Consider the following 24,920-nt stretch of genomic DNA (forward strand, 5'->3'; position numbering starts at 1 on the left):
GAAGATCACATGAAGCGATTATGGAACTTTTTAAAGAGTGTTATTGTTGAATTAAAACTGATTACGTGGCCGAATGCCCACCAAACCCGGGTGGATACCACCACGGTAATTGGGACGACTCTGTTTTTTACCGTTTTCCTCGGTTTAATTGACTGGGCGTTAGAAACCATTTTACTGAATGCCGGTTAAGCTGGCTTGACTGGTGAATATTTGGTATAGTTTAAGATGAAAAACTTCGTGGGTACGAGGTTTTTTTATTTTGCCGTCTTGCACCGCAGGACGCGCGCATTAGTCAGACGGTAGCAGGAATGAATTAAAGGAGAGATTACGATGGTAGAATCGGTCGAAAAACAGTGGTATGTATTGCATACGTACTCTGGATACGAAAATAAAGTGAAGGAAAACTTGGAGTCACGGCGCGATTCCATGGGCATGCAGGATTACATTTTTGACGTGGTGGTTCCAGAAACCGAGACCCACGAAGTGAAAAACGGGAAAGAAAAGGTCGTCATGGATAAAACCTTCCCTGGATACGTTTTGGTCCAAATGGTAATGACCGATCGGGCTTGGTACGTGGTTAGAAATACCCCCGGCGTAACTGGATTTATTGGGTCACACGGGCAGGGATCAAAGCCCAATCCGCTCTTACCAGAAGAAGTGGATCGGGTAATGGCAAGTCTCGGGATGCAAGCAACGGTGCAACCACTCGATAGCCAAGTTGGGGATACGGTGACGATTGTCGAAGGGGCCTTTAAGGGCTTGTCTGGCAAGATTACGAGTATTGATAACGAAAAGGGTAAGTTGAAAGTTAACATTGACATGTTCGGACGAGAAACTAGTACCGAATTAGACTTTCACCAGGTCAAACCCCTGACGCTGGAATAACTACCTTGTTAATCAAGCGCGGGTATGTTAAACTAATCAAGTGTATTTATGCATAATCAACGTGGGAGAAGAATTACATTCTTCAGTGACCACACACGGACTTAAGGAGGTATGTCTCGTGGCTAAAAAAGTAGCTGATATCGTCAAGTTACAAATTGCAGCGGGTAAAGCAACACCTGCTCCTCCAGTTGGACCTGCATTGGGTCAAGCTGGGGTAAACATCATGGAATTTACAAAGGATTTCAACGCTCGGACTGCTGATCAAGCAGGAATGTTGATTCCAGTTGTAATTACGGTGTACGAAGATCATTCATTTGAATTCGTTACTAAGACTCCACCTGCCGCAGTGCTCTTAAAGAAAGCTGCTGGCGTGGAATCCGGTTCTGGTGAACCCAACACGAAGAAGGTTGCTAGCGTAACCAAGGATCAAGTGAAGGAAATTGCCGAAACCAAAATGCAAGATCTAAACGCTGCTGACGTTGATGCAGCAATGCGTATGATTGAAGGTACTGCACGTAGTATGGGCTTCACCGTTGAAGGCTAAGCACCACTGATTACGTTGTAGTCGCTACGTTATCAAAAGATAACGTGTGAGCGTGGGAGGATATTCTTTCCGTCATCACCACATTTGCAAGGAGGAAATGACATGGCTCGAACAAGAGGAAAAAAATACAGAGCAGCTGCAGAACAAATCGATAAGAGTAAGGCTTACTCCGTCGATGAAGCAGTGCAACTCGTACAAAAATTAGATACTGCCAACTTTGATGATTCCATCGAAGCAGTAATCAAATTAAACGTTGATACTAAACAAGCTGACCAACAATTACGGGGAGCCGTTGTGCTACCTAACGGAACTGGTAAGGACCAAAAAGTAATTGTGTTTGCAAAGGGTGACAAGGCTAAAGAAGCCGAAGCAGCCGGTGCTGACGTGGTTGGTGACGATGACTTAGCCCAAAGAATCATGGACGGATGGTTAGACTTTGATGTTGCCGTTTCAACTCCTGACATGATGGCCCAAGTTGGTCGGTTAGGTCGGGTCTTAGGACCAAAAGGTTTAATGCCAAACCCGAAAACGGGAACGGTAACTATGGACGTAACGAAGGCCGTTAGTGATGCCAAAGCCGGGAAGGTAACTTACCGGACGGACCGGGACGGAAACATTGCCGTTGCAATCGGAAAAGCATCATTTGCCCCAGAAAAGTTAGTTGAAAACTTTAAGACGGTGCAAGATGTCTTGGTTAAGAACCGGCCTTCCTCAGTGAAGGGAACTTACATCCAAAACATTTCTGTGTCATCAACGTTTGGCCCAGGAGTGAAGGTTGCTCCTGAATCATTCTAGGTGCACTAGGTAACTAAAAAATCCCAGATTGACGAACCATGCTGGTTATGGTAAATTGTTAATTGAATATGAATCGCCTAAGACTCAGGTGACCGTAAGGTCTTAATCACCGCCTGCCGAGGAGTTTAAGTTTAACGACTTTTCCTTATGTTTTGGCGAGCATAGGGATTTTTTATTAGGTCCCAATCAAAAACGGGAGGTGAAATTATGCCAAAGAAAGAAGTTATTGACGCAAAAGCAAAGAAGGTTACCGAAGTTGCTGACGACTTTAAGGAAGCTGTTTCTGCAATCGTGGTTAACTCACGTGGGTTAACGGTTGCTCAAGATACAGAATTACGAAAAGAGTTACGTGACAACGGCGTTAAGTTAATGGTAATCAAGAACAAGATCTTGGAACGGGCTGCCGATGAAAGTGGTCACGCTGACTTAAAGGAAATCTTTAACGGACCAAGTGCCGTTGCTTTCTCACACGAGGATCCAATTGCCCCTGCTAAGATTTTGAAGAATTTTGCTGAAGAACATGACGCCCTTGAAATTAAGGGTGGAATCATCGAAGGTGAAGTTGCTTCCCTTGATAAGATTAACGAATTTGCTACGTTACCAAGTCGCGAAGAATTGCTTGCAACCCTTGCAAGTATGTTACAAGCACCAATCCGGAACGTTGCTTACGCTGTTAAAGCAGTTGCTGACAGCAAAGCAGACGACGATGACGCTGCATAATAAACTACTATTGTCCTATTAGGAGGAATAAAAAATGGCTTTTGATAAAGATGCAATTATTTCACAATTAAAAGATGCTTCCATTTCTGACTTAAACGATTTGGTAAAAGCAATCGAAGAAGAATTTGATGTTTCAGCTGCTGCTCCAGTTGCCGCTGCCGGTGCTGCTGGTGGTGACGGTGCTGCTAAGTCAACCTTTGATGTTGAATTAACTTCTGGTGGTGCTGGTAAGATCAAAGTTATCAAGGAACTTAAGACCATCACTGGACTTGGTTTGAAAGAATCCAAGGCCATGGTTGATGACGCTCCATCAATCGTTAAAGAAGGTCTTTCAGAAGACGAAGCTAACGATATTAAAGAAAAACTTGAAGCTCAAGGTGCTACGGTTACTCTTAAGTAGGCTCAGTCTTCGTAAACAAGGATGTGTGTTTTTCACACATCCTTTTTTACTAGGAATGTTTTGACTGAGTGCAACCTCAGGCGACCAGAATGTTTTGGAGGAAACCTGTGAAAAATTTTATTAAACGAGTATCAGCTTGGTTTAACCGGTATTCAACGATCATTAAGATTGTGTTTCTGTTGGTTATGATTGCGTTTGTAATCTACGAGGGCCACAGTATTCTGCAAGAAATTAACGGCAAGCAGATGCGGGCGAGTTTAGCCTCCCAATCACCGACCCAACTCTTGATTTTAACCGCGTTAGGCCTGCTAGCTGTGACACCGATGTTAACGTATGACTTTACCATGGTAGAATTTTTGCCGAGTAAATTTAAAACCAGTTACATCATTAAAAGTGGCTGGATTACCAACACCTTTACGAACATCGCCGGCTTTGGGGGCTTTTTAGGAGCGAGCTTACGGGCGAGTTTTTACAGTGAGCACGCCACGAAAAAACAAGTGTTGTATGCCATTTCCAAGATTGCGCTCTTTTTACTGGCGGGGCTGTCGACGTATTGTTTGGTGTCATTAGTCTTAGTCTTTGGATTTGGAATCGGAAAGCAGGATCACGGTTACTGGCCGTTCTTACTGGGAGGGGGAATTTACTTCCCGGTGGTCTTTATGATTACCCGGCTCAACAATTCGGAATTCTTTGCTGATTTAACGATCAAACGAGAAATTAAGTTAATCGTTGGCTCCTGCCTCGAATGGGGGAGTTGTGCCGCCTTATTCATCATTATCGGGATGTTTTTACACCTGCACATTGACTTTGCCAGTGTGTTTCCGCTGTTCATCGCAGCCAATGTGATTGGGGTTATTTCGATGCTACCCGGCGGATTGGGAACCTTTGATGTGACCATGATTGGTGGACTAGGAATGTTGGGCGTTTCGCCGACTCTAGCCACCGTTTGGGTCTTACTGTACCGGGTCTTTTATTACTTTATTCCGTTTGGGATCGGGGTAATCCTCTTTGCCCAGGAATTGCTGCACCGGCTCAATCGCTTTTTGGATGATATTCCAGCGAACATCGTGCAGCGCTCCTCCCAGTTAATCGTGACCTTCTTCATGTATTTCTCCGGAATCATGATGATCCTGTTGGCTACGGTGCCAAACGTGGTGCTCGTTAATCCGTTGTACCTATCGTTAGCTCCGTTTACGCTCTACTTTTTGGGTCAACTCTCCAACGTGATTGTCGGGTGTCTCCTGATTGGACTCGCCCGGGGCGTGGGCTCGCGGGTGAAAAAGGCCTTCTGGCCAACGGTTATTTTACTGGTGTTTGCAATTGGGAACACCCTGTGGAAGGAGGACTTCCCGATTCCCCTGGCGCTGTTTCTCTGCTTCATCCTGCTGTGTCTCTGGTTGGCACGCAAGGGCTTGTACCGGAAGCGGTTAACCTATTCGTGGGGAGCGTTGATTACGGATGCGGGTCTGTTTGTGGGTTCATTTGTTGTGTACTGTTTGGTCGGCTACATTGTCGGCAACCATCATCACCGCTTCCAGATGACCAATGCTTACCTGCTGCCCTCGCAACAAATGTGGGTGGTTGGTCTGATTGGGTTCGTGATTGCGATCTGTATCCTGTATGGCCTGTATCGCTTTCTAACCTACGCAAACCTTGCCTGGTTGGAACAACCCTTTGATGGACAACGGATTAAGCACGTAATTAACCAGTACGGCGGCAATGAAGTTAGTCACTTGGCCTTTTTACGCGATAAAAAGATTTATTTTTATACGGAACAGGGCGAAGACCAAATGGTGTTTATGTACAAGCAAAAGGCCAATAAATTGATCATCATGGGGGCTCCGTTTGGGAATCAGGCGAAGTTAGACGCTGCGATTGATCAGTTTATGTTAGACGCTGATAATGCTGACTTAACCCTGGTCTTTTATGAAGTTGGCGAATCCCTAACGATGTTGTTGCATGATAAAGGGTTTGACTTCATCAAGGCCGGGGAAGAAGGGCAGGTTGACCTGCTGAACTTCACGCTGGCCGGAAAACGGCATCGGGGCGAACGGGCGTTGATGCATAAGTTTGAGCGCGATGGCTACCGGTTTGAAATTTTACAACCGCCGTTTAGTGATCAACTCTTAGATCAATTAAAGGAAATCTCTGATGAGTGGTTGAATGGTCGGGAAGAAAAAGGGTTCTCACTCGGGTTCTTTGATAAGTACTACCTGAACCAGGCACCGATCGCAGTCTTTCGCGACCATGAACAAAAGATTGTGGCCTTTGCGAACATCATGCCGACCGGGGATCATAAAATGACCTCGATTGATCTGATGCGGTCGAGTAATGACGCTCCGTCCGGCGTGATGGATGGGATCTTCATCAACCTCTTCCAATACTCCAAGGATGAAGGCTATCAATGGTTTAACCTGGGGATGGCACCGTTAGCGAACGTGGGAAATTCCCGGTTTAGTTTTATTAACGAAAAAATTGCACATTTAATCTATGAATACGGTGATTCCTTCTACAGTTTCCAGGGCTTGCGCTCCTACAAGCAAAAGTACGTGGATAAGTGGGAATCGAAATACTTTGTTTACCGGAAGAATAATTCACTGGTCTTTACCATGCTGCAACTCTTAGCAGTCGTAAATGCCCGGCCAAAACAAAGTTAAACAAAAAGCATGATGGGGGCCTAAGCCCGGCATCATGCTTTTTTTAGTGGTGAAACCGTTGCAGTCGAAAGGGAGTTAAGTCGAAGGGTTCCGGTTGGTGAGCCGCGCGGTCTGCGACAATCTGCCCAAGGACGCTAGCAAATTTAAAGCCATGTCCACTCAAACCGGTCACCAGTTGGATGTTGTCGGTGCCCGGCAGGTAGTCAATGATGAAGTTCTCATCAGGAGTTAGATCATAACTGCAGGCTCCCCCGTGATCAAGTCCGGCGGTGCCGGTGAGATGAGTTGCCAGCAGCTCATCAATTTCATGATCATCAGCTTCGTAAGTGCCAAACGGCGTCCGTTCGTGGGGATTACGAATGGGCTGGCCACCATTGTGTTTCCCGATTTTAATGGTTCCATCGGTACCAGGAAAGCCGTAGTAGGTATTGCCAGTGGCTAATTCAACCGTAAAGCCGGGAAAGCCAGCTGCTTCCGTTAAGCGTTGATCGGTAGTGTGAAACCAGCTAAAGACCTTACGAACTGGTTGGACGGGGAGGTCCGGTAAGAGTTCCTTAACCCAGGTTCCGGCCGTAATGGCAACCTGCCGCGCTTGGTATGTCCCCTGCGTGGTCCTAATTTCAACAGTGCCATTGGCCAAGCGTTGGAACCCAGTTACTGGTTGGTTAAACTCCTGACGGACGCCCGCGTGCCGGGCCAGTTGCAGGTAGGCGGAAATGGCGGTTTCCGATTCTAAGTAGCCCCCGGTTGGTTCGAACAGGGCCTGATACTGGTCGCTAAAGTGCCAATTCGGGTAACGCGCTTGGAGTGCTGGGGCGGTGAGGGTTTCTAACGGGAGTTGAAACTCGTGGGCACTGTGCACGAGGGTCGTGAAAAAGGGAGTGGTTGGCTGCGCCACGGTTAGAATTCCGGTTTGGTGAAAGATTGGTTGGCCACTGTTAATTGCCAATTCATTCCAGAGTCTTTGGGATTCGAGCACCAGGGGAACGTACTGGTCGCCCTCGCCATAGGCATGCCGAATCAAGCGGGTTTGGCCGTGGTGTGAGCCGGCGTCATGGGGCGGGACGTGCGCGTCTAACTCCAAAACATTGAGCCCAGCCTGACTGGCATAGTAACCAGCGGCGGCTCCGACTGATCCCGTTCCCACGATGGCTAAGTCATAGGTAGTTGTCATAATCATCCTCCTGTCATAATTGGTAAGTTAGGGCTGATTATTCCGAAAAGCGTGTTCGTTGTCAAACCACAAGTTACCAGTTACCGGGTGATTAGCCACTGGCAATGGAGGTAAAATCCGCATGCCACGGCCAATCAGCCATACTTTGAAATCACGAATTATTTTTTTAAATGACGCCATTTCAGCATTGAATGCTAAATTAATTATTAAAGTTGTGGTTGACAGTTCGTAATTTGACGCTTAAACTAACTTGTAATAATAATTAAGCCGAATGCAGTTGAGTAGGTTGGTGCGGTTCCCAGCGAGTCCTTGGGTGGTGTGAAAGGATGAAATAAGCCAGCTGAAGATGGACTGTGCAATGGTGGTTGTCTGGTGAATGGTAAGCCGGATGCGGGGTAGTGACCGATACCAGCACTCGGTTATCCCTGTTGTTGAATGGTGGGTAACTGACGGAGACTTGGTTTGTGAGAATTGAGTGAACAAAGGTGGCACCACGGGAACACCCGTCCTTTTTGAGGACGGGTGTTTTTTTGATTACAGTTAGAAAGAAGGGGTCACTTGGATAAGCAGCATTTAGCCCGAAAAATCTCTGCGGGACAAATTTTGATGATTTCACTAGGGGGCGTCATTGGAACGGGACTATTTCTTAGTTCTGGATATACCATCCACGAAGCAGGACCACTGGGCACGATTTTGGCGTATTTATTGGGTGCGGTGATTGTATATCTGGTCATGCTCTGTTTGGGGGAACTGGCCGTGGCCATGCCAGAAACTGGTTCGTTTCACGTCTACGCCCAGCGTTATTTAGGGCGGAGTACGGGGTTTGTGGTGGCCTTGTTATACTGGTTAACCTGGACGATTGCACTTGGATCGGAATTCACCGCGGCGGGGTTAATCATGTGGCACTGGTTTCCGGGGATTCCCGTCTTTGTGTGGAGTGGATTGCTAATGGTGCTAATTTTTGTAATGAATGCCTGCTCCGTCCGGTGGTTTGCCACGGCAGAGGTCTGGTTAGCCAGCATTAAGGTGATTGCGATTGTGGCCTTTATCGTCCTGGGATCCGGGGTGATCTTGGGCCTGCTTCCGTATCACGGTCACCGTCAGTTCGTAGGGTTAACTAATTTAACCCGGAATGGGTGGTTTCCGAACGGCTTTGGGGGCGTGTTTACCACCATGCTGACCGTTAACTTTGCCTTTTCTGGGACCGAATTAATTGGAATTACGGCCGGCGAAGCACAGCATCCCGCGCAAGCAATTCCCCGGGCGATTCGCACCACGCTGGGCCGGTTAGTGCTCTTCTTCGTGGGGAGCATCGTGGTCATGAGTGCCCTGGTACCGTACCAGCATGCGGGCGTGCGCGAGAGTCCCTTTGTCACCATCTTTACGGCCATCGGGATCCCCGGTGCTGGGGATGTCATGAACTTTGTGGTGCTGACGGCCATTATTTCCGCTGCCAATTCGGGACTCTACGCCGCCACGCGAATGTTGTGGTCACTGGCAAATCAGGGAGTTATTCCGGCCGTTTTCCAACGGACCACGAAACGCGCAATTCCGCTGTATGCCCTGTTAGCAAGCATGGTCGGTGGGATCCTCGCGTTATTGTCAGCAGTCTATGCCGCTGGTTCAGTCTATTTAGTGCTAGTTTCGATTTCAGGACTGGCCGTCGTCTTTGTGTGGATGGCAATTGCGTTATCGCAAATCCGGTTTCGGCAGCAGTTACTGAAAAGTGGTAAGCGTGCCGACCAGTTAGCCTTTAAAACTCCCTGGTATCCGTGGCTTTCTTGGTTAGCCTTTGGCCTGTGTTTTGGATCCTGTTGCCTGATTTGGTTTGATCCGAACCAACGGTTAGCTTTAGAAATCACGGTACCATTTGTTGCCCTTTGTTATGGAGGGCACGCCTTGACGACCGCAATCCAGCAGAGGAGGAAACAACATGCCAACCACTAATCCAATTACAGCGAGTTTACACACGCCCCTGGTGCTCGATGGAGCAATGGGCACAGAATTAGAGCAGTATGGGGTTAAAACTAATGATGCCCTGTGGTCAGCCAATGCCTTATTGACGGACCCGGAAGCCATTTATCAAGTGCATGCCCGGTATTTTCAAGCCGGAGCGGATATCGCAATTACCGATACCTATCAGGCTAACGTGGCGGCGTTTGCCCGGGTGGGCATTTCACATTCCCAGGCACTCCAGCTAATCCGGCGGGGAGTGCAGCTCGCCCAACAGGCTCGTGCGGATGTGAATCCCCGGGGGTTCGTGGCCGGCTGTGTCGGTCCCTACGGCGCCTACTTAGCCAACGGTGCCGAATACACGGGGGATTATCAACTAAGTGCAGCTGAGTACGCAGCGTTTCATACGGAAAAAGTGCAAACCTTACTATCAGCGGGCGTTGACCTACTGTCGGTCGATACGATGCCTAATTTCTTTGAAATTCAGGTGCTGACTCAGCTTTTAGCGCAGCAGCCTAACTTGGTTCCGACCTGGATTAGTTTGAGCATCCGGGATCCGCAAACGCTGAGCGATGGAACCCCGTTAACAACCGTAGTCCAGTGGCTGGATGCTCAGGACGTGGTGAGTGGAATTGGGGTAAACTGTACGGATTTTGCCCAAATTTTACCAGCCATTCAAACCATTCGTGCTCAGTCCGAGAAACCGATCGTAGTTTATCCCAATCCGGGGGATCACTACGATCCCCATACCAAAACGTGGACCCCGGTTCCGCACGCCTTAACGTTTGCGGAGGTGGTCCCGAGTTGGTTAGCGGCGGGAGCCACTATTATTGGCGGGTGTTGTCGCACCACACCAGCCGATATTGCACAAATTACTACCTTATTAAAAAAGTAATGGCAAAAACAGACCATTGTGCTAAAATATGCAACAACGACTGGAGGGATTGTGATGACACGCAAAATTGGAATTATTGGAAGCGGGCACGTCGGGGCAACCCTGGCGCATATTATTGTTGCCAACGGGTTCGCCGATGAATTGGTGTTGATTGATTAAAATGAGGCGAAGGTCACGGCCGATGCAATTGACCTGCGCGAAGCGCTACCGAATTTGCCGTTTCACACGGCAATCACGGTTAATGACTACGCCGCGCTCGGGGATGCAGACATCGTGGTTTCGGCATTAGGGAAGATTAGCCTGAACGATGGCGATAAGGAAGATCGGTTTTCTGAATTAGACTTTAACAGTCAACAGGTTAAGGCTGTGGCACCTCGGATTCGAGATTCCGGGTTCAACGGGATTTTGGTGGTTATTTCCAATCCAGTGGATGCCATCACCCAAATGAACCAACAAATCACGGGCCTACCGCGGAAACACGTGCTGGGGACTGGAACGATGCTTGATTCGGCTCGGATGAAGCGGGCGGTGGCGGACAAGCTCGGCATTGATTCACGGGCGGTCACCGGCTATAACCTGGGTGAACATGGGAACTCGCAGTTTACCGCTTGGTCAACGGTGCGGGCTTTGGATCAACCGCTGACCGAACTGGCGCATACCCGGAACTTGGATTTGACGGCCTTAGATCATGAAGCCCGGCACGGTGGTTATGCGATTTTCAATGGTAAGGGCTACACGAACTTTGGGATTGCCACGTCAGCGAGTCGGCTCATTAACGTGATTTATTCAGATGCCAAAGCGGTGCTGCCGGTTTCTAACTACCGGGACCAGTACGATGTTTATTTGTCTCATCCGGTAATCGTGGGACGGGACGGAGTGATTGCGGACGTGCCGCTCCATTTGACCGAGGAAGAATTAGCTAAGCTCCAAAAGTCGGCAGACTTCATTAGAACTAACTACGAAAAGTATCAAAATTAGGTGATTAAAGATTTTAAAATATTAATAAGTATACAAAAATGCGATTCGAAAATTTTATTTTTGAATCGCATTTTTTATTTATAAGTTGAACTTTATTGGAAACTAGCATATAAACAATAAGATCCATTTATTTTCTGAATAAAAACAAACACTTTTATATTATTTAAATTTTCTTGTTTAATATAATCTGGATGGTATATTCTATTTTTTATTATTTCACTAGATTTATTGTCTATATCATTAAAAAAATCATTAAAATCGCAATCGATTTGTTCCACCGGATCTCCATATGGTTGGCCAACTGAAATTTTAAAATTATTGAATTCATTAATGTTTATTTTCTTTAGTTTAATTAAGAAATTTATATCATTCCAATGACCTGCATCAATATCTTCAACACTGTTTAAATTATCTTTGAAAGCTTTCTTTATAAATTCTTTTCTATTTTTTTTAAGATTAGTATTTTCCAAATTATAATTCCTACTTTTATTTATTATGATGGTGTTCCCACGAATCAATCTTGTAATCTTCGTCGGTCATTGCTTCCACGTTTCCGAGCCGGTAGCCATTGCCGACTTCTGAAAAGAAGTCATGGTTTACGGTGGAGGTGGAAATGCCGTTCATTACCACGGGGTTTACGTCTTCCGCGGTGTCAGGGAACATTGGATCTTGTCCGAGATTCATCAGGGCTTTGTTAGCATTGTACCGAATGAAGGTTAGGACCTTATCAGTCCAGCCCACTTGGTCATAGAGCAGGTGGGTGTACTTTTCTTCATTCTCATAGAGATCGTATAAGAAGCTGTACATCCAGTCCTTGAGCGCTTGCTGCTCATTAGTACTTAGTTGGTTAAATTCGGCTTGGAACTTGTAGCCAATGTAGGTTCCGTGAACCGATTCATCCCGAATAATCAACTTGATGATTTCAGCAACGTTGGTGAGTTGGTTATGACCAAGGTACCAGAGGGGCGTGAAGAATCCGGAGTAAAAGAGGAAGGTTTCCAGGAAAACACTGGAAATTTTCTTTTTAAGGGGACTCTCATCATCGTGGTAGAGGGTGTAAATGCGCTTGGTTTTATTCTGCAGGAATTCTTCTGAATCACTCCAGGCAAAAATTTCACTAATTTCCTTTGGCGTATTCAACGTGGAAAAAATCGTGGAATAACTTTTAGCGTGCACCGATTCCATGAATTGGATGTTGTTTAATACGGCGATCTCGTGTTGTGTTTTGGCGTTTACCCGTAAGGCTGCCATCCCGTCCTGGGACTGAAGGGTATCTAACAGGGTCAGTCCCCCAAACACGTGGCCCACTAACCATTTGTGGTCATCGTCAAGTTCACGCCAGTCCTTTAAATCATTAGAAACCGGGACCCGCGTATCGAGCCAAAATTGTTCCGTGAGCTTGTGCCACGTGGCCTTATCAATCTCATCTGAGACCTCATTCCAGTTAATCGCTTCGTAGTTCCCATCCCATTTTCCGGTTAATACTTTGTTAAGATCCATGACCTGTTCTCCTTCTAAATGACGCAGCTTTCACATTCGTTGGCGCCCACTGTATCGTTATTATCGGTAAACGTCCGCACGTAGTAAATGGATTTGATGCCCTTGAAATGAGCGTAGTTTCTGAGAATGGTTAAGTCCCGGGTTGACATTTTGTCAGAACGCCCGTCCTTCCACTCGTACATCCCGGCGGGAATCGTTGAGCGCATGAACATCGTCATACTCAAGCTCTGATCCACGTGTTTTTGGGCAGCGGCATAGATATCAATTTCCTTACGCATGTCAACGTCATAGGCCGATTCATAGTACTTGAGGGTGTCGTTGGAAAGGTAGGGAGCGGGGTAGAAAATGGTCCCGATTTTGGCTTCCTGCCGTTCTTCAATCCGACTCACGATCGGAGCGAGACTAGCTGTGGCATCACCGATGTAAGAGGTGGAGCCGTTGGGAGCAACAGCTAACCGGTTTTGGTGGTACAGCCCGTCTTGCATGACCGCTTCTTTAAGGTTAGCCCAGTCTTCAGGGCTCGGGATGAAGGTCTCTGCAAACAGTTCCTTGACCCGGTCGGAAGTGGGACCCCAGTCCCGGTCTACGTACTGATCAAAGTAACTACCGTCGGCGTACTTGCTATTTTCAAAGTTATGGAAAGTTTGATTCCGTTCCTTCGCTAACTTGTTTGAAGCAACTAAGCTCCAGTAGTTAAGGAGCATGAAGTAAACGCTCGTGAATTCAATTGATTCTTCCGACCCATAGTACATGTGGTGCAAAGCAAAGTACGAGTGCAACCCCATGGCTCCAAGGCCGATGGAATGACTCAAGTCATTGCCGTGGCGAATCGAGGGAACCGTGTTAATTTGACTGATGTCAGTCACAAAGGTCAGGGCCCGGACCATGGATTCAACTGATTTTCCAAAGTCGGGCGATTGCATCAAGTTCACAACGTTCGTGGAACCAAGGTTACAGGACACGTCCGTTCCCAGTTTTTCGTATTGTTGTTCATCGTTAATGATGGACGGGGTTTGCACCTGCATAATTTCTGAACACAGGTTACTCATCACAATTTTTCCGTCAATGGGATTGTCCCGGTTGGCCGTATCAATGTTGATGATGTAGGGATAACCAGATTCCTGTTGTAACTTACCAATCTCCGTTTCAAGGTCGCGGGCCTTGATGAATTTCTTGTGAATCTGGTCGTTGTTAACTAAGTTGTCGTACTCCTGCGTAATGTCAACGTAGGAGAAGGGAACCCCGTAGACCTGTTCTACGTCATAAGGACTAAAGAGGGCCATGTCAGCATCTGCTGCTGCTAATTCATAGAATTTATCGGGAACCGTCACTCCTAACGAGAGGGTGTTAATCCGAATTTTTTCGTCGGCATTTTCCTTTTTAACGGCTAAGAAATCACTAATATCTGGGTGAAAGACACTCAGATAAACTACTCCGGCTCCCTGCCGTTGCCCCAGTTGGTTAGAATAGCTAAAGCTGTCTTCCAACAACTTCATAACCGGCATTACTCCGCTGGCAGCTCCGTCAATGTGCTTGATGGGATCGCCGGCGGCCCGTAGGTTATTAAGGTTAATCCCAACTCCGCCACCAATTTTAGAAAGTTGGAGGGCGGAATTAATCGTCCGGCCAATGCTATTCATATCATCGGTTGACTGAATTAAGAAACAGGAAACAAACTCTCCCCGGCGTTTTTTACCGGCGTTTAAAAAGGTCGGCGTGGCCGGTTGGAACCGTTGATGAATTAGTTCGTCCGCCAGGCTCATAGCCAGGTCTTGATCGCCATGGGCGAGGTACAGGGCGTTCATGGCCGTCCGGTCGATGTAGCTTTCGAGGTATTGATTGCCATCGTTAGTTTTAAGCGCATACTGCGCATAAAATTTGTAAGCAGCCATAAAGGAATGAAAGTGAAAATTCTGGCTGTTTAAGTAGGAGTACAGCTTTTCGATAAACTCACTCGGATACAGTTGCAGAAATTCGGCTTCCACGTAATCGTGGTTAATGAGGTAGTCAAACCGGTCGCTGAGGGACTTAAAGTGAACGGTATTAGGAGCGACATTTTCCTTTAAAAAGGCGTCTAGTGCTTCTTGGTCCTTATCCAGCCGGATTTTACCATCCTTCGTTGGAATGTTAATTTCGTTATTTAACCGAAAATAACTGGCATCCGTGTGGTCTTTTAATGACATGTGCTGATTCCCCTTATTATTTGTAATTAATTAATATTTTTTAATGTGTATAATGAAAGTAATGAATTAGGCGGTTAAAAGTGCGTCAACTAATTTTTGTAGTTGATCGGGACGAAACCCACCAAATGAATCAATTATTTCGGATTCAACCACTGGAACCGCTTGAAAGCCCTGCGCTTTTAAGTAGGGAATTAGGTCGGGATTTTCACTGGTATTCTGTTCCGTGAAATCCACGTTGTGTTCGGTCAAAAACCGCTTGGTCATTTTGCATTGAATGCAATTATCCTTGGTGTAGACGGTAATTTGTTTCATGATTCGACTCCTTCTTTCGTTTAACTATGCTTTGATTCTACTCTTAAATTGGATTCTTTCAACCACAAAAACACCACATGTAGTGGTTCCTGGTTGGGGAACACACTACATGTGGTATGTGAAACAAAATATTAAATTTAAAGGACGTGTTACTGTGAGTGATTATTATTATACACCGAATCCCGAAGTTGAACATGCTGAAACAGAATGGGAATTTACCCTTGGAAATACCACGCTCCGTTTCCATTCAGATAACGGCGTGTTTTCTAAGCGGACGGTTGATTACGGTTCGCGGGTCCTCATTCAAAACGTTGATTTTCAGGACTTACCGGCAGGCGCCGTTTTAGACCTGGGGTGCGGTTACGGACCAATCGGATTATTTTTAGCCGAGACCCACCCCGACCGGGAGTTTGAGCTGGTGGACGTAAATCAGCGGGCCCTGGAGCTTGCGACGCGCAATGCTGCTGATAATGGGTTGACTAACGTGACGGTGGCAACTTCCGACGTATACGCAGGGGTGGCGCAGAGCCAGTATGCCGCCATTGTAACCAACCCACCGGTTCGAGCGGGGAAAGCAGTGGTGTCCGCGATGATTACGGAAGCAGCCGCCCACCTCGTGCCGGCCGGTCGGTTAAGCGTGGTGTTGCAAAAAAAGCAGGGGGCGCCCTCGGCGGAACGATTGATGCAGCAGACCTTTGGTAACGTGCGGGTGCTCAAACGCGACAAGGGTTACTACGTATTAGAAAGTACTAAACAATCATGAAAACAGCGGATGAGAAATACATGGGACGAGCGCTAGCCGAAGCTCGCTTTGCCGCCCAAATTGGTGAGATTCCAATCGGGGCCGTAATTGTGCATGATCACCAGGTGATTGGAACGGGGCATAACCTGCGCGAGCACACCCAACTAACGACCCAACATGCCGAGCTAATGGCGATTGAGGCGGCGTGTTTAACCCAGCACAGTTGGCGGCTAACGGACTGTACCCTCTATGTGACGATTGAACCCTGCTTAATGTGTGCGGGCGCCATCCTGAACGCCCGGATTCCCCGGGTGGTGTATGGAGCGGCCAACCCGAAGGCGGGCGCTGGAGAGAGTTTATACCAGGTCCTAACGGATGAACGGCAGAATCACCAGGTGGAGTTACAAACGGGATGTCGGGCTAGCGAAGCGGCCCAGATTATGCAACAATTTTTTCGTTCGAAACGGAAAAAGCACCGGAAAAAACCGCGGCAACCACTGGACAATTAAGGACAGCTGCGCTATGATAGTAACTGCCGTAAGGCCTGGAAGCAAAGGTGGACTTACGAACCGTGTCAGGTCCGGAAGGAAGCAGCACTAAGTATTTTTTGCCTTGTGCTTCTTGTTGTTAGCAAATAAGCTCCTAGTCAAGTTGACTAGGAGATTTTTTTTACCATTTAAGGGCGCACGAAACGGTGGTTAGTTTGAAGTAGGGAAGTTGGTAATCACCACTCGTTCTCGCTATAATTAGGGTGAAATGACTGATGAAGAAAGGAAGATGAGCATGAGCTATCAAGCTTTATATCGGGTGTGGCGCCCCCAACGATTCGATGAAATTGTCGGGCAACCAGTGATTACAAAAACGTTGAAAAACGCCTTGCTAACCGACCAGATTAGCCATGCTTATCTATTTAGTGGACCCCGTGGAACCGGGAAGACGTCAACGGCTAAGATTTTAGCGAAGGCCGTCAACTGTCAACATCTAGAAGATGGCGAGCCTTGTAACGAATGTGAGACCTGTGTGGCCATTAACCAGGGCGCGCTGAACGATGTGATTGAGATTGATGCGGCCTCTAATAATGGGGTTGAAGAGATCCGTAACATCCGGGATAAGGCCAAGTATGCACCCACGGAGGCCACCTATAAGGTGTACATCATTGATGAAGTGCACATGCTGTCGACGGGGGCCTTTAATGCCCTCCTGAAAACCTTAGAGGAACCACCTAGTCACGTAATCTTCATTTTAGCGACGACGGAACCGCATAAAATTCCGGCGACCATCTTATCACGGCTACAACGGTTCGACTTTAAACGGATTAACGCCGCAGACATTCGGGCGCAGATGGAAAAGATTTTACAGGAAAAGCAGGTCAAATATGATGACCGTGCGGTGAAAATGATTGCGCGCAGTGCCGAGGGGGGGATGCGGGATGCCCTGAGTATCCTTGACCAGGCCCTCTCATACGATGCAGACGAACTGACGTATGAGAGTGCGCTCCAGGTAACGGGGAGCGTGGCTCGGGACGAATTACAAAGTTACTTTGAAGCGGTCCTAGCCGGTGAAGTCGGGGCCGGGCTGAAAGTGGTAGCCGAGCTCCTTGCGGCAGGCAAGGATTCCAGTCAGTTTCTGGAGGATTTGATTGATTACTGTCAAAACCTGTTGTTGTACCAACAAGATCAAGCGCTCGTTTCCGAGGATGAATTAGGTCTGCTCGGCGATCACTTTGCAAAGATTGCCACCACGGTCCCACAACGTCGACTTTATCGCTACGTCGAAATTATTAATGAAGTGCAACAACAGTTACGCTTTACCTATCATCCCGAACTGTATTTGGATATTTTAACCGTTCGGTTGGCGGATGAAACGGGCGCGGAACAATCACCGGCGACCCCGGCAGCGGATTCAACCGTCGATCTAGCCTACCAGCAGTTAAACCAGCAAGTCACCGAACTGAAGCAACAACTCCAGGAGTTACAACAACGCTCAGAGGCACGTCCCGCTCCGGCAACTGCTACGCAGACGCAGTCAGCACCGAAACGCACGGTACCTAATCAGCAGGGCACGCCCGAGCTCGACGTCCAAGGGATTTTTGCGGTGCTTGATGCGGCCACGAAACCGGCCCTAGAACAGTATCGCAGTCAGTGGGATGCTTTGTTACAATTGTTAAGTGTCACCCAACGGGCGGTCTTGCACGTGGCGCGTCCCGTCGCTGCTAGCGAAGATGGGGTCGTAATTGCGTTTGACTACGGATTCTTGTACCAAAGAGCGGGGAGCGATGACCAGTTACTGGCGGACCTGAACCGGGGACTTGAACAATTACTGGGAAAGACGCCGACGGTTCTGTTTGTGCCAAAGGAATCCTGGCCGAACCTGCGCCAGGAATACTTGCAACAACACCCCCGTAAGCCGGAACCAGCGGCGACCCCGACTAAACCGGAGCAACAAACGGAAGCGGAGCCGGAACCGCGCAACGTGCGCAAGGCTAAGGAACTGTTTGGTGATGAATTAGTTGATGTTAAAGATGATTAAAAAGTAAGGAGTTAGCAAAATGGCAATGAACGGAATGAACATGGGAAAACTGATGCAACAAGCCCAGGAAATGCAACGAAAGATGAGTGCCCAACAAAGTGAGATTGAAAAACAAGACTTTACGGGCACGGCCCCAGACGGATTAGTAACGGCCACCTTCACGGGAGCGCGGCAAATGAAGGATCTTCAAATTAAGCCAGAAGCAATTGATCCAGATGATCCAGACATGCTATCAGACTTAGTGATTAGCGCTGTCAACGATGCCCTCGGGCAAATTGATGAAACAACGAAGAGTAAAATGGGTCAGTTTACCCAAGGAATGAACATTCCAGGACTTTAATTGTAAAGAAGGGGTTTAGATGCAATACCCAGAACCAGTTGCAAAGCTGATTGATGGCTACATGCACCTCCCTGGGATTGGGGAGAAAACGGCCACTCGGTTAGCGTTTTATACCATTGATATGCCCAAGGATGAGGTGCAACAATTTGCCCAAGCACTGCTGGATACCAAGGACAAACTCACGGTGTGCTCGATTTGTGGCAACATTACCGAAACGGATCCCTGTGAAATTTGTAGTGACCCAATGAGAGATCAGTCCCAGGTCTTGGTGGTGGAACAACCAAAAGACATCGCGACGATGGAAAAAATGAAGGATTATCACGGCTTGTACCACGTCCTCCATGGGGTGTTGTCCCCAATGGAGGGGAAGGGTCCCGATGATATCAATATCAGTTCGCTGATTAAACGGTTACAGCAAAACGAAAAAATTAAAGAGGTCATCATTGCGACGAATGCAACCCCCGAAGGAGACGCAACGGCCATGTACCTCGCCCGGTTGCTCAAGCCCGCTGGGTTGAAAGTAACGCGCCTCGCGCGGGGCTTATCGGTCGGAAGCGATATTGAATACGCCGATGAAATGACCCTCTTTCGGGCGGTCGAAGGACGAACAGAAATGTGAGGTTAGGATGTTTAATTTTTGGCGGCAGAAAAACTTTGAAAAGCTGTACGATGAAGCATTACTGCAGTCCTTGAACCTATTAAAGGAAGACTGGGATCAGGCGCAGCAGACGGAAGCCGCGGTGGCCGACGTTGATTCACAGGTCCAGGCGCAAACCAAACTTGCCAAGCAGAAGTTTGAGTTTATGTACCGCCAGGCCCGGTTCCGGGACATTAAAAATGATCACATTCAATCGAGTGTGTATGATTCATAATGACAAGCAGCGTTCGCGATGAGCGAGCGCTGCTTTTTGATTGGTAGGCCTGATTAGGGATTGCAACTCATACTATATAGTGTATAATATCAATCAAACTAACTAATAATAATTATTAGTCCAAAGGAGAACTTAATGGCCTATTTACAGTTACAAGATATTCACAAGTCGTATCAAGTTGACCATCAGGAATTCCACGTTTTAAACGGAATTAACTTGGCCTTTGAACGCGGCGAGTTTGTCTCCATTCTCGGGGAATCAGGGGGCGGGAAAACCACCCTGATGAACATCATTGCGGGGCTGGACAGTCAGTACACGGGAGATGTGTTGTTAAACGGGAAATCGTTGAAACGAGACACCGCGAAGGAACTGGATCAATACCGCCGCAGTACGATTGGGTTTGTCTTTCAAAGCTTTAACCTAATTAGTCACCTGACGATTCGGGATAACGTGCTGGTGTCGTTGGAAATGACCAACCTATCGCACCACGAACAACTACAGCGGGCCGACCACCTGTTAGATCAAGTTGGACTTTCCGATCACAAGAATAAGTACCCGAACCAACTTTCAGGGGGGCAGAAGCAACGGGTTTCGATCGCACGGGCGTTAGCCTCCGATCCAGACATCATCATTGCCGATGAACCAACCGGAGCGCTTGATGCCGAGAATACCGATGAAATCTTGCAGTTACTGAATCAGATTGCCAAGGATGGCAAACTGGTTATCGCAGTGACCCACTCCCAGGTTGTGGCGAACTACGGAACGCGGATTGTGCACCTGGCGAACGGATTAATCGACGACGACCGGGTGTTAAAACCAGCTTATCCGGTGGAAAACACGCAAAAACCGTTTCGGGATAAAGTGGCTAGTAGCCGGTCGATGGCCACGATGGCCTGGCACCATTTTCGCTACAATTTAAAACGCAACCTCTTAATTATGTTTGGGGCCGCCATCGGAATCTTTAGTGTGATTTTAATGCTCGGATTAGGGAACGGAACGAAGGGCTACATTAACCACGAAATTTATTCGCAGATTAATCCGAACACCATTCAAGTGGCTAAAAACGTCAATGCAGACAACCCCACGCCTAAGGAGACGCGCTTAACGACTCACGATCAAAAGCGCTTAGCGAACATTGCCGGGGTAAAACACGTGGCGCCCGGCTACTTTGCCACTGGTGGGGGTCAACTGAAGAGTGGCCAACAAACGGTAACCTTGAGCTTGCTGCAAACCTTTGATAACACGTTGCGAAAATCGAGCATTAAGGCCGGCCATGCGCCCAAGCAGAATGAAATCCTGATTAGTAAGAAGGAAGCCAAGCAACTGAATAAAAACCATCCTAACCAGGTGGTGGGGCAGAAGGTGACCTTGTACTTGAACATTGCCAACGATCAGACGCAGGCACCACAAGTGCTGCAACAAGAGGTTACCATTAGTGGAGTTGCGGATAGCAACAACCTCCCAGATGCCGTTAGTTATGGCACCCTAAAGGCCATGCACCAAGCCGCCAACGTACCGTTTGGGCCTAATTATCTGGCCGTTGATATTACGGGGGGAGTCCAAAACGTCCAACCAGTTCAGAATAAGATTAAGGCGCTGGACAATAGCAAGCACAAGCAGGCCTACCAGATTACGGGAGCCGGGTCGATTGTTTCCATTCTGAATACCTACGTGAACCTCGCTGTGGCCGTCTTGACTTCCATCGCGGCCATCTCGCTCTTGGTGTCAGCAATCATGATTATCGTGGTGCTGTACATCAGTGTTTCCGAGCGGACGAAGGAAATTGGAATTTTACGGGCGCTTGGTTTTTCCAAGGGGAACATTCGGAAGCTATTTATCTTTGAAGCTGTCTTCCTGGGCTTTTTCTCGGCCCTGTTTGCCATCGTGTTAGCCTACCTCGTAGAATGGGGCGTAGACTCATTATCGCAAAGCGGAATTCACTACCACATTATGCAAATTTCTGTGGGCAACGCCATCTTTGGCTTAGCGATTTCTGTCATTATTTGTTTACTGGCCGCCTTGTTACCGGCACGAAAGGCCGCCAAGGTTGATCCAATTGTCAGTTTAAGTGCTGAATAAGCAAAAAAGACCGCGTTCGCGGTCTTTTTTAGTAGGCGGGACGAGGTGAAAGGTGCTGGTTCGCAAATAGACAAGTGGGTTAATTTACAGTACAATCGAGGGAGAAAATAAGGGGAATGGTGTCCGATGAGTGGTCAATTTATAACGTTTGAAGGAAACGACGGAGCGGGGAAAACGACGGTGCTCAACCAGGTCGTCACTGCGTTGCAGCCCCAGTTAGGTTCGCAACTAGTGGTCACCCGGGAACCGGGTGGCGATCCAATCGCCGAACAGTTACGGTCAGTGATTGTCGATGAAGCCAACCAGGACATGGATGCGCGCACGGAAGCACTGTTGTTTGCAGCGGCGCGCCGCCAGCATCTCGTAAAAACCGTCCTACCAGCACTGCGCCAACACCAAATCGTGCTGTGTGATCGCTACGTAGACAGTTCAATTGCCTACCAGGGAGCGGGACGGAAGTTAGGAGAAGCAGCCGTGTTTCAGATGAATCAGTTTGCGACCGAGGGCCTGCTCCCGAACCTGACCATCTACTTTGCCGTCCCAGTCTCCGTCGGGTTACAACGGATCCAGCAGCGCACCGCAGCCGCCACGAATCGACTTGACCAGCAACACCGTGATTTTTACGTGCGGGTCCACGATGCCTACGAACGGTTAGCGACGGAACATCCAGATCGCATTGTCCGGGTCGATGCTACCCAACCGGTGGCGACCGTGACGCAACAGGTGGTAACCATTATTGGAAAACACCTTCATCAGAACTTGAGCGCAGGAGGGACTGAATCATGAAATTAGTTTTAGCAATTATTCAGGAAAAAGATGCCGCACAGTTACAAGAACAACTCAATGACCACAAGATCATTGCCACGCAGCTACCCACCAAGGGGGGCTTTTTAAAGGCTAAAAACGTAACCTACCTGGTTGGAATTGATGACGAACGGGTTCCCGAACTACTGGACATCATTAAGCACTCCTGCCAGGCTCGCGACCAGTATGTGACCCCACCGATTAACCTCGTGGGGAGCATTAACGACACGGCCTATCCGGTTGAAGTCCAGGTCGGTGGGGCCACGGTAATGGTACTGCCGATTGAATCATTTTTCCGGTTCTAAAGGATGGAAACGAAGACAGCCCCTAGGATTATTGAAACAGCGCTACAAAAGCAACCAGAGCTAGCTCGGCATTTTGGTGCGGTGGTTCAGGCCGGGGAGTTAAGCCATGCGTATTTATTTTCAGGGGCCACGGGGCGAGGAAAGCTGGCCGTTAGTCAACTAGTGGCGATGAGTTTATTTTGTGCGCACCCTGACCCCGCGGGATTAGCCTGTGGGCATTGTAATGAATGTGATCGGATTGCAAACGGGGAACATCCCGATGTCTTAACCTTAAAACCCGACGGTCAATCAATTAAGATTGACCAAGTGCGGCAGTTAAAACGGGAGTTCTCCAAGAGTGCGGTCGAGGGCAAGCAGAAGGTCTTTATTATCGACGCGGCCGATACCATGACGGTGGCCGCAGCTAATAGTCTGCTCAAGGTCATCGAAGAACCCACGGCAACGGTGACCGCCATCCTGCTAACCACAGATTATCATCACATGTTGCCTACGATTCGGTCCCGCACCCAGTTGGTGGAATTTCCGCCCATCCAGGCAGCCGAACTGATTCGCTATTTACAGGCGCAGCAGGTGAGTGCGACGGACATTACCCTCGCGTTAAAAATCACGAATGATACCGATGAACTGGACCAGTTGGTAACGGACCACTGGTTAAGTAAAATGAAACAGCAACTAGAAACGTGGTTTACGTGGCTTAAACAGGGCGACGCCCAGGCGTTTCCCTTTATTCAAACGAATGTCTTACCCCTTGTAAAGGATCGTTTTAGTCAAAACGTGACAATTACGATGATTTGTCTGCTTTTTCAGGATTTATTTGACGTGAAATTTCGGGCGCTGCCCGCTCCGAAGTTAGCGTTTGGAGATGTTTATGATTTACTTAAATCCGCGGCGGACCAATTGTCAGATGAGCAAATTGTCAGTATGATTAATGACATATTGACAACCGCACAACAACAGCAGGTGAACGTTGGCTTTCAGAGTATTTTAGAGGTCATCACCCTGCAGTGTTTAGCCACCATAAATTAGCAAATGAGAGGGATGATGGTGTTTGGCAAAAAATGTGGACGAGGGCATGGATGATCTGTCTGCCCAGTTCGAACAAATGCTAACCAAAATTACAACGTTACGGACCAAGGTTGCCGCAATTTTAGAAGAGAATTCGGAGCTGCGAATTGAAAATGAACACCTGCGGGAGTTACTGGGGTCTGCTGAAAAACAACATCACGGCGTCCGGGAATTGTCCCAGTCCAAAAAGAACCTCGAAAAACTGTACAACGAAGGCTATCACATTTGTAATCAGTACTATGGAAAGCGGCGGGCTGAAAACGAAAGCTGTATTTTTTGTACTGACATTATTTACGGAGAACGTTAATCATGACCATCTACGCTCAGAGTAGCTTTGCTGCCCGGGCAACGGGAACTTTATACCTCGTGCCCACGCCGATTGGGAACTTGGACGACATCACGTTGCGGGCGCTCAACACGTTACGGACGGTTGATGTAATTGCCGCCGAAGACACCCGGAACACGCAAAAGTTACTTAATCACTTTGAAATAGGTACCAAACAAATTAGTTTTCATGAGCACAATACCGCCCGGCGGATTCCAGAGCTAATTGACCGGCTTGAGGCTGGAGAGGCAATTGCTCAGGTGAGCGATGCTGGGATGCCCTCCGTGAGTGATCCTGGACATGAGTTAGTGCAAGCCTGCATTGAGCACCAGCTCCCCGTGGTCAGTTTACCCGGGTCGACCGCTGGCTTAACCAGTTTGATTGCATCCGGGCTAAGTCCGCAGCCGTTTTTGTTTTACGGTTTTTTGCAACGGAAACCAGCTGAGCAGCGACGCGAACTCCAACGGTTACAGAATGAGACCGCCACGTTAATTTTCTACGAGGCTCCCCACCGGTTAAAGAAAACGTTAACCAACCTAGCCGAAGTGCTGGGAGACCGGCCAGCGGCTTTAGGGCGGGAACTCACTAAGAAGCATGAAGAATACGTCCGCGGAACCCTGAGTGAACTAGTGAAGTGGGCCACGGAGGAACCCGTGCGGGGTGAATTCGTGATCTTAGTGGCCGGGAATCCGGAGCCGACTTCAACTGCCCCGGTGGTTGCGCCGACACTCCCGATTGAAGCCCAGGTGCAACAACTGGTGCAGACGGGAATGAAACCCAACCAAGCGATTAAACAGGTGGCTAAAACCAATCATTTGGTTCGTCAGGATGTCTATAATCGCTTTCATCAGCTTGATAAATAG

General features: G+C 48.1%; 26 protein-coding genes, 1 other RNA gene, 1 pseudogene and 1 other annotated feature. Of the genes and pseudogenes, 23 read left to right on the forward strand and 5 right to left on the reverse strand.

Annotated elements, in window-relative coordinates; all coding sequences use genetic code 11:
• Positions 1–9 precede the first annotated feature (9 nt).
• The 7 genes from secE (at position 10) to mprF (ending at position 6,001) form a co-directional block, all read left to right on the forward strand.
• Entirely contained in the window at positions 10–189 is a 180-nt protein-coding gene (gene secE, locus M3M35_RS06370) for a preprotein translocase subunit SecE (protein ID WP_252749816.1), read from the forward strand.
• A gap of 141 nt (positions 190–330) precedes the next feature.
• Positions 331–885 (forward strand): transcription termination/antitermination protein NusG, encoded by a 555-nt coding sequence (nusG, locus tag M3M35_RS06375; protein WP_252749817.1) that lies wholly within the window; start codon positions 331–333, stop codon positions 883–885.
• 118 nt (positions 886–1,003) lie between these two features.
• Entirely contained in the window at positions 1,004–1,429 is a 426-nt protein-coding gene (gene rplK, locus M3M35_RS06380; RefSeq protein WP_252749818.1) for a 50S ribosomal protein L11, read from the forward strand.
• A gap of 102 nt (positions 1,430–1,531) precedes the next feature.
• Positions 1,532–2,224, forward strand: coding sequence for a 50S ribosomal protein L1 (rplA, locus tag M3M35_RS06385; protein WP_252749819.1), 693 nt, complete (start codon positions 1,532–1,534; stop codon positions 2,222–2,224).
• Positions 2,225–2,282: 58 nt separating this feature from the next.
• Positions 2,283–2,407, forward strand: a sequence feature (ribosomal protein L10 leader region).
• A 24-nt stretch (positions 2,408–2,431) separates the two neighbouring features.
• Positions 2,432–2,944 carry a 50S ribosomal protein L10 gene (gene rplJ, locus M3M35_RS06390; protein WP_252749820.1) on the forward strand — a complete coding sequence of 171 codons (513 nt, stop codon included), beginning with the start codon at positions 2,432–2,434 and terminating at the stop codon, positions 2,942–2,944.
• 34 nt (positions 2,945–2,978) lie between these two features.
• Positions 2,979–3,344, forward strand: coding sequence for a 50S ribosomal protein L7/L12 (rplL, locus tag M3M35_RS06395; protein WP_252749821.1), 366 nt, complete (start codon positions 2,979–2,981; stop codon positions 3,342–3,344).
• A gap of 107 nt (positions 3,345–3,451) precedes the next feature.
• Positions 3,452–6,001 (forward strand): bifunctional lysylphosphatidylglycerol flippase/synthetase MprF, encoded by a 2,550-nt coding sequence (gene mprF, locus M3M35_RS06400; RefSeq protein ID WP_252749822.1) that lies wholly within the window; start codon positions 3,452–3,454, stop codon positions 5,999–6,001.
• 43 nt (positions 6,002–6,044) lie between these two features.
• On the opposite strand, the gene solA is transcribed toward mprF, so the two are convergent.
• Positions 6,045–7,175, reverse strand: a complete 1,131-nt coding sequence (gene solA / locus M3M35_RS06405; protein ID WP_252749823.1) for an N-methyl-L-tryptophan oxidase — start codon at positions 7,173–7,175, stop codon at positions 6,045–6,047.
• Positions 7,176–7,733: 558 nt separating this feature from the next.
• Between solA and M3M35_RS06410 the strand changes: the two genes are divergently transcribed.
• The 3 genes and pseudogenes from M3M35_RS06410 (at position 7,734) to M3M35_RS06420 (ending at position 11,001) form a co-directional block, all read left to right on the forward strand.
• Complete coding sequence (locus M3M35_RS06410) at positions 7,734–9,122, forward strand: amino acid permease (RefSeq protein ID WP_252749824.1); 1,389 nt, start codon at positions 7,734–7,736, stop codon at positions 9,120–9,122.
• A complete protein-coding gene (gene mmuM / locus M3M35_RS06415; protein WP_252749825.1) occupies positions 9,109–10,023 on the forward strand; it encodes a homocysteine S-methyltransferase in 915 nt (304 codons plus the stop codon). Before M3M35_RS06410 ends, mmuM begins: the two co-directional genes overlap by 14 nt.
• A 54-nt stretch (positions 10,024–10,077) precedes the next feature.
• Positions 10,078–11,001 (forward strand): annotated as a pseudogene (locus M3M35_RS06420) (L-lactate dehydrogenase).
• A 92-nt stretch (positions 11,002–11,093) separates the two neighbouring features.
• Here M3M35_RS06420 and M3M35_RS06425 read toward each other — a convergent pair.
• The 4 genes from M3M35_RS06425 to nrdH all read right to left on the reverse strand — a co-directional run bounded on the left by M3M35_RS06425 (position 11,094) and on the right by nrdH (position 14,996).
• Positions 11,094–11,471, reverse strand: coding sequence for a hypothetical protein (locus M3M35_RS06425; RefSeq protein WP_252749826.1), 378 nt, complete (start codon positions 11,469–11,471; stop codon positions 11,094–11,096).
• A 16-nt stretch (positions 11,472–11,487) separates the two neighbouring features.
• Entirely contained in the window at positions 11,488–12,501 is a 1,014-nt protein-coding gene (nrdF, locus tag M3M35_RS06430) for a class 1b ribonucleoside-diphosphate reductase subunit beta (RefSeq protein ID WP_252749827.1), read from the reverse strand.
• Positions 12,502–12,515: 14 nt separating this feature from the next.
• On the reverse strand, positions 12,516–14,684 hold the full coding sequence (nrdE, locus tag M3M35_RS06435; RefSeq protein ID WP_252749828.1) for a class 1b ribonucleoside-diphosphate reductase subunit alpha: 2,169 nt from the start codon (positions 14,682–14,684) through the stop codon (positions 12,516–12,518).
• A gap of 66 nt (positions 14,685–14,750) precedes the next feature.
• The gene (gene nrdH, locus M3M35_RS06440) at positions 14,751–14,996 is read right to left on the reverse strand and encodes a glutaredoxin-like protein NrdH (RefSeq protein ID WP_252749829.1); all 246 of its coding nucleotides are present in this window, start codon (positions 14,994–14,996) and stop codon (positions 14,751–14,753) included.
• Between the two features lie 154 nt (positions 14,997–15,150).
• On the opposite strand from nrdH, the gene M3M35_RS06445 reads away from it, so the two are divergent.
• From M3M35_RS06445 to rsmI, 13 genes are all read left to right on the forward strand, one after another.
• A complete protein-coding gene (locus M3M35_RS06445) occupies positions 15,151–15,759 on the forward strand; it encodes a class I SAM-dependent methyltransferase (protein WP_252749830.1) in 609 nt (202 codons plus the stop codon).
• Positions 15,756–16,247 carry a tRNA adenosine(34) deaminase TadA gene (tadA, locus tag M3M35_RS06450; protein ID WP_252749831.1) on the forward strand — a complete coding sequence of 164 codons (492 nt, stop codon included), beginning with the start codon at positions 15,756–15,758 and terminating at the stop codon, positions 16,245–16,247. The genes M3M35_RS06445 and tadA overlap by 4 nt, the downstream gene beginning before the upstream one ends.
• Before the next feature lie 28 nt (positions 16,248–16,275).
• Positions 16,276–16,374, forward strand: an RNA gene (ffs, locus tag M3M35_RS06455) — signal recognition particle sRNA small type.
• A gap of 147 nt (positions 16,375–16,521) precedes the next feature.
• The gene (dnaX, locus tag M3M35_RS06460) at positions 16,522–18,267 is read left to right on the forward strand and encodes a DNA polymerase III subunit gamma/tau (protein ID WP_252750712.1); all 1,746 of its coding nucleotides are present in this window, start codon (positions 16,522–16,524) and stop codon (positions 18,265–18,267) included.
• 25 nt (positions 18,268–18,292) lie between these two features.
• The gene (locus M3M35_RS06465; RefSeq protein WP_252750713.1) at positions 18,293–18,607 is read left to right on the forward strand and encodes a YbaB/EbfC family nucleoid-associated protein; all 315 of its coding nucleotides are present in this window, start codon (positions 18,293–18,295) and stop codon (positions 18,605–18,607) included.
• A 19-nt stretch (positions 18,608–18,626) separates the two neighbouring features.
• Positions 18,627–19,226: a recombination mediator RecR gene (recR, locus tag M3M35_RS06470; protein ID WP_252749832.1), complete on the forward strand. Its 600-nt coding sequence runs from the start codon at positions 18,627–18,629 to the stop codon at positions 19,224–19,226.
• A 7-nt stretch (positions 19,227–19,233) separates the two neighbouring features.
• Complete coding sequence (locus tag M3M35_RS06475) at positions 19,234–19,479, forward strand: YaaL family protein (RefSeq protein ID WP_252749833.1); 246 nt, start codon at positions 19,234–19,236, stop codon at positions 19,477–19,479.
• Between the two features lie 135 nt (positions 19,480–19,614).
• The gene (locus tag M3M35_RS06480; RefSeq protein ID WP_252749834.1) at positions 19,615–21,558 is read left to right on the forward strand and encodes an ABC transporter ATP-binding protein/permease; all 1,944 of its coding nucleotides are present in this window, start codon (positions 19,615–19,617) and stop codon (positions 21,556–21,558) included.
• Between the two features lie 126 nt (positions 21,559–21,684).
• Positions 21,685–22,344, forward strand: coding sequence for a dTMP kinase (gene tmk, locus M3M35_RS06485; RefSeq protein WP_252749835.1), 660 nt, complete (start codon positions 21,685–21,687; stop codon positions 22,342–22,344).
• Positions 22,341–22,667 carry a cyclic-di-AMP receptor gene (locus tag M3M35_RS06490; protein WP_252749836.1) on the forward strand — a complete coding sequence of 109 codons (327 nt, stop codon included), beginning with the start codon at positions 22,341–22,343 and terminating at the stop codon, positions 22,665–22,667. The genes tmk and M3M35_RS06490 overlap by 4 nt, the downstream gene beginning before the upstream one ends.
• A gap of 3 nt (positions 22,668–22,670) precedes the next feature.
• On the forward strand, positions 22,671–23,693 hold the full coding sequence (gene holB / locus M3M35_RS06495) for a DNA polymerase III subunit delta' (protein WP_252749837.1): 1,023 nt from the start codon (positions 22,671–22,673) through the stop codon (positions 23,691–23,693).
• Positions 23,694–23,715: 22 nt separating this feature from the next.
• On the forward strand, positions 23,716–24,039 hold the full coding sequence (locus tag M3M35_RS06500; protein ID WP_274706351.1) for a DNA replication initiation control protein YabA: 324 nt from the start codon (positions 23,716–23,718) through the stop codon (positions 24,037–24,039).
• A gap of 2 nt (positions 24,040–24,041) precedes the next feature.
• A complete protein-coding gene (rsmI, locus tag M3M35_RS06505) occupies positions 24,042–24,920 on the forward strand; it encodes a 16S rRNA (cytidine(1402)-2'-O)-methyltransferase (RefSeq protein WP_252749838.1) in 879 nt (292 codons plus the stop codon).

This window comes from Fructilactobacillus myrtifloralis (assembly GCF_024029335.1).
Classification (GTDB): domain Bacteria; phylum Bacillota; class Bacilli; order Lactobacillales; family Lactobacillaceae; genus Fructilactobacillus; species Fructilactobacillus myrtifloralis.